The sequence below is a fragment of the Microbacterium sp. ISL-103 genome, assembly GCF_018613995.1.
In the GTDB taxonomy this organism is placed as follows: Bacteria; Actinomycetota; Actinomycetes; order Actinomycetales; family Microbacteriaceae; genus Microbacterium.
Genome location: NZ_JAGGPD010000445.1, coordinates 1 through 2514 on the forward strand (window position 1 = coordinate 1; position 2514 = coordinate 2514).

General features: G+C 68.1%; 2 protein-coding genes and 1 pseudogene. All 3 read left to right on the forward strand.

Annotated elements, in window-relative coordinates; all coding sequences use genetic code 11:
* A pseudogene (locus J7E68_RS15420) lies at positions 1-711 on the forward strand (MmgE/PrpD family protein); the annotation flags it as partial.
* Positions 711-1568: an isocitrate lyase/phosphoenolpyruvate mutase family protein gene (locus J7E68_RS15425; RefSeq protein WP_215174061.1), complete on the forward strand. Its 858-nt coding sequence runs from the start codon at positions 711-713 to the stop codon at positions 1566-1568. The pseudogene J7E68_RS15420 and the gene J7E68_RS15425, both read left to right, overlap by 1 nt.
* Positions 1569-1570: 2 nt before the next feature.
* On the forward strand, positions 1571-2514 hold a 944-nt coding region (locus J7E68_RS15430; protein ID WP_215174063.1), incomplete at its 3' end, for a bifunctional 2-methylcitrate synthase/citrate synthase.

A 2514-nucleotide genomic window follows, 5' to 3' on the forward strand; every position in this document is an offset into this window, starting at 1 on the left:
CCCGCCGCGGGCGAGGCGAAGCGCGCGATCCTCGACTCGTACACGAAGGAGCACTCGGCCGAGTACCAGGCGCAGGCGTGGATCGACCTCGCCCGCAAGCTCGGCACCGAGAATCCGGCGCTGCGCGACCCCGCGAACATCGAGGCCATCGTGCTGCACACCAGCCATCACACCCACTACGTGATCGGCTCGGGAGCGAACGACCCGCAGAAGTACGACCCCACCGCATCGCGCGAGACGCTCGACCACTCGATCCCGTACATCTTCGCTGTCGCCCTGCAGGACGGCGGCTGGCACCACGTCGACTCGTACACCCCCGAGCGTGCGGGCCGCGAAGACACCGTCGCCCTGTGGCACAAGATCACCACGGCCGAGGATGCCGAGTGGACGCGCCGCTACCACTCGGAAGACCCCGACGTGAAGGCATTCGGCGGTCGCGTCGAGTTCCGCCTCACCGACGGCACGACCGTCGTCGACGAGATCGCCGTCGCCGACGCGCATCCGCTCGGCGCCCGTCCGTTCGCGCGCGACAATTACATCGCGAAGTTCCGCCTGCTGGCCGAGCCCGTGCTCGAGCCCGCCGAGATCGAGCGTTTCCTCGAGCTGGTGCAGCGTCTGCCCGAGCTCACGGCCGCCGAGGTCGGCGAGCTGTCGATCATCGCGAAGCCCGGTCTGCTCGAGGGCGCCGATGCCCCGAAGGGTCTGTTCTGATGCTGTACTCCCACGTCACCCCGGCCGAGAAGCGCCGTCTGTTCCGCGAGCGCCTCGCGAGCGGCGAGCTGCTGAGGTTCCCCGGTGCCTTCAACCCGCTGAGCGCCCGGCTGATCGAGCAGAAGGGCTTCGACGGGGTCTACATCTCGGGCGCGGTGCTCTCTGCCGACCTCGGGGTGCCCGACATCGGTCTCACCACCCTGACCGAGGTCGCCGGTCGCGCCAAGCAGATCGCGCGGATGACCGACATCCCCGCGATCGTCGACGCCGACACCGGCTTCGGCGAGCCGATGAACGTCGCCCGTACGATCCAGGAGCTCGAGGACGCGGGTCTTGCGGGCACCCACATCGAAGACCAGATCAACCCNNCCGCGAGCCGTCGCATCCGCGCCGCCGCCGACGCCCGACGCGATCCGAACTTCCTGATCATGGCACGCACCGACATCCGCGCGGTCGAGGGGCTCGATTCCGCGATCGACCGCGCCAAGGCGCTGGTGGATGCCGGGGCCGATGCCGTCTTCCCCGAGGCGATGCGCACGCTCTCCGAATTCGAGGCGATGGCGACGGCGCTCGACGTGCCGATCCTCGCCAACATGACCGAGTTCGGCAAGAGCGACCTCTTCTCGGTCGATCAGCTGCGGGACGCGGGTGTGAACATGGTCATCTGGCCTGTGTCGCTGCTGCGCATCGCGATGGGTGCAGCGGGCCGTGCGCTCGATACGCTGGGCGAGGAGGGGCACCTCACCTCGAAGCTCGGTGAGATGCAGCACCGTGCAGATCTCTACGACCTGATCGACTACGAGTCCTACAAGCAGTTCGACTCGGGCGTCGCAGGCTTCACCGTGACGAAGGAGTGAGCATGACCGAGCCGGACATCAAGAAGGGCCTCGCGGGAGTCGTCGTCGACAGGACCGCGATCTCGAAGGTCAACCCCGACACGAACAGCCTGCTCTACCGCGGGTATCCCGTGCAGGAGCTGGCGGCGACCCAGTCGTTCGAGGCGGTCGCCTACCTGCTGTGGCACGGCGAGCTGCCGGATGCCGAGCAGCTGGCAGCCCTGCGTGCGACCGAGCGCGAGCACCGTGCGCTGACCGACGACGTCAAAGCGGCGATCGACCTGGTGCCGGTGAAGGCGCATCCGATGGACGAGGTGCGCACGGCCGTGAGCCTGATCGGCGCCGCCGACACGAACGCCGGGGGATCGGTGCTCGACGCGGGCGGCAGTCCCGAAGAGAACCTCGAGCGCAGCATCCGCCTGTTCGCGGCGCTGCCGGCGATCGTCGCCTACGGCCAGCGCCGCCGTCGTGGTCAGGAGCCGATCGCACCGCGCGACGACCTCGACTACTCGGCGAACTTCCTCTGGATGACGTTCGGCGAAGAGCCAGACCCGGTCGTCGTCGATGCGTTCAACCGCTCGATGATCCTGTACGCCGAGCACTCGTTCAACGCCTCGACGTTCACCGCCCGCGTGATCACCTCGACCCTCAGCGACCTGTACTCGGCCGTTGTCGGTGCGATCGGCGCGCTGAAGGGGCCGCTGCACGGCGGCGCGAACGAGGCGGTGCTGCACATCTTCGACGAGATCGGCGACGCCTCGAACGTGGTCGAGTGGCTCGATGAGGCGTTGGCGGAGAAGCGCAAGATCATGGGCTTCGGCCACCGCGTCTACAAGAGCGGCGACTCGCGCGTGCCGACGATGAAGGCAGCCCTCGACACGCTCGTCGAGCATTACGACCGGGCCGAGGTCGCCGAACTCTACGACGCCCTCGAGTCGGAGTTCGTCTCGCGCAAGGGCATCTACCC